Annotated in this window: 2 protein-coding genes and 1 pseudogene; all 3 read right to left on the bottom strand. The window is 40.6% G+C overall.

The window, feature by feature from the left end; all coding sequences use genetic code 11:
- Positions 1–393 precede the first annotated feature (393 nt).
- Complete coding sequence (locus tag ACLQ7H_RS20255; RefSeq protein ID WP_411754216.1) at positions 394–729, bottom strand: winged helix-turn-helix domain-containing protein; 336 nt, start codon at positions 727–729, stop codon at positions 394–396.
- Positions 730–1,835: 1,106 nt separating this feature from the next.
- Positions 1,836–1,958 (bottom strand): annotated as a pseudogene (locus ACLQ7H_RS20250) (putative lipopolysaccharide heptosyltransferase III); the annotation flags it as partial.
- Positions 1,959–1,977: 19 nt separating this feature from the next.
- Positions 1,978–2,698, bottom strand: a 721-nt coding sequence (locus ACLQ7H_RS20245) for a LysR substrate-binding domain-containing protein (protein WP_411754215.1), incomplete at its 5' end; no start/stop codon positions are given.

The following is a 2,698-nucleotide window of genomic DNA, read 5'->3' as shown; positions in this document are numbered from 1 at the left end:
ACAGAAGAAGAAAGTAGTGCTACAGCGATCAGAGTCTTTTTCATAATATTTTTATTCCTTAAAAAACGCGTTGATTAACGCCATCATCTCCCATAGGAAATAATGCGTTAGATAATGAGTAAACGTTGTTTTTACACTGGTGACACAAATTTAAATTTTTCTTATCTCATTCCCCCTTACTCTATTTTCAATAATACACAACATATTTTCTTCCGGTTTTATTTTTGAATATTTTTTTAATCTCAAATATAGAAATTACATGCTTGTTATTTTTTACAATATCAAGCCATTAGCGAATCCGTTATTTACACAACGCTCGACACTCATTAGAGTTATAAAGTGATATCCATGTCATAGACACAGCATTGATACACCCAATGACGACAGGGCCAGTTACTTATAAAACAATGCAACAATAGAATATTCTTTTACCGAGTACCCCTTTCCTTTAATTGAGACAATAAAATCACTTGGAAGCTCAATGGCTCTCAATTTTAGCTTCAAATCTTTCATTACCTGCCATAATCTTTGATTGGAAGAAAAGTCCTCTTGTTCATCCCATAAATGTCTTAGAATATCCTCCTTTGAGGATATTTCATTCCTGCAGGCATTTTCCAACAGGTAAATGAGTAACTGGAGCATGGTTTTATTTAGCAACACATAAGCAAACAAAGCAGATTTTTCCGTAGGAGAATAGAAGCGTGATAATCTCCGATTAGCAATATCCAACTGGACATTACCGTTAATGATGAAGCCTTAAAGTTTTTCTTCCCTGCCATTAGTCATCATTTTACCCCTCTCAGTTCTAATCTTATTTATTCTTAGAGCCAGTAAGGATTAATCTGAATTCTAGGCGCATTATAAGAGAAGTCCTAAAGTTATCCATAAGCTAAAAATCCCCTATAATTGCTTTCATCAGCCGCTCCCACCGAACCCAAACCAGTTAAGAAGTCCATTACTTATTAAAACAACGCTATTTTCTGCTAAAAAAACACCCAAAAATAGCCTATACCCTTAATCTTATGGTGGTTATGTTTATATAGCAAAAAAAACCATTTTATTTTAAATCGCGACATTTAAGACTGAAATACACATAACCATATAATTTGTAAGCCATTTAAAATCACCCATTTTTAGTTATGCTGATAAAGTGCGTGATCTTAGCCACGTAAAACTACGATAGCGTTAAGCTTCATTTTATTACACCCAAGTCGTTGTATCTGATGCGTCATCACCAAATCTGAAATAATTTCATTGAAAGATTATAAAAAAGCCAACTTAACTATTTTTATGTCGGTTACATCTAACCTATCGACTTGATATCTATAACTTATTTATTTAACCCACCTCATTGATATGGCACCGCAGATACGAGGTAGCGGTAGATGCCAGTCATAACTCACAGTGATGAGTAACACTGAGGAATCATTAAGATTCCTTGTCGTATTCTTGAAGGGATATTCTTAAAGAAGAAAGAGTAGTCACGATAAAACGGTGCTAATAAACCAAAGTGAGTGATATAGAAAATGCACCGACAGACGGTACTTATCTATAACCATGTCTACTTTTTTTCTGCCGTTATGCGGCCACTGAAACTTTTCCAACCTCAATTATTTGAGATAACCCGTACTGACCTAACACCCACTGAGCATTAATTTATTTAATGAACGTTTCATTGAGATTATTCCCGTCATGATTATATCGATCTTTTCCATAGGGTACTTTTTTTCAAGTATAAACCAATTAAATTCAGCGAATTTAGCACGAGCAACGGCTGAATATCGCGGTGCTCTCAGAAAAATACGTGGAGGGTAACGTGATCGAGGACGGAATCCAGTTCGTGAGTTACCCACCTCCTCGGGTGTAGGCAGCGAGCGGTTTTCACCCGCCCACAACAGGGTATGTGGTGCCTGCCAGGGTGACCATTGCGCCCGGTTACTCGGCCCAAACAGTACCAACTAGGGGTATCAGAGCGGTTTATTTATATTTACCTGAGCGAATAACTTCGCGAATGCAGTGGATTAGTGTTTCTGTTGCGGGTGAATTCAAGGCTCCCTGCCGAGTCATCAGACCAATCTCCCGTCGTGTACCTGCCAGGCGGATCTGCAGCGGTTTGAGAATGCCTTCTGAAACTTCATAATCTAGTTGATGAGAGGACACTACCGCAACCATATCTGAATCAAGCAGCAGCGCACGTACCACCGCGGGATCGCCGCTTTCTACTACCGGCCTGGGCGATGCGAGCCCCATTTTGTCGAATACGGTTTCCAGCAGGTGACGTGATGGTGCGTGACTACGCGGTAAAACCCATTGTATATCACGTAGCTCTTCGTTTTTTAGCTCGCGCCCAGATAGAGGATGATTAGGCCGAGCCAGCAAAATCAGCTCTTCTCCAAAGAGCATTTCGCTGTGGATATCTAACAGCATTTCTTCATTGCGCAAGGCACCGATAATGAAATCTATCTCACCGGCGCGCAGTTCAGCTACCAGAGCAGTAAATCCACTCTCATTAGTGACTATTTTTATATCTGGGTGGCGGGAAATAAGCTTGATCATGGCTTGCGGCAGCAGGCGTGCCCGGCTTAATGGCAGGGCACCCACGCGTACGGCACCGGTCAATGCACCGCTGTATGCCGTGATCTCTTCCGGAATATGATGGAGCGCGTTCAATGCCCGGCTGATACAGGGCGCGATTTCA

It is taken from the genome of Serratia sp. (in: enterobacteria) (assembly GCF_046715635.1).
Classification (GTDB): domain Bacteria; phylum Pseudomonadota; class Gammaproteobacteria; order Enterobacterales; family Enterobacteriaceae; genus Chania.
The sequence above is the reverse complement of the archived record's forward strand: the minus strand, read 5'-3'. Positions and strand labels throughout refer to the sequence as shown.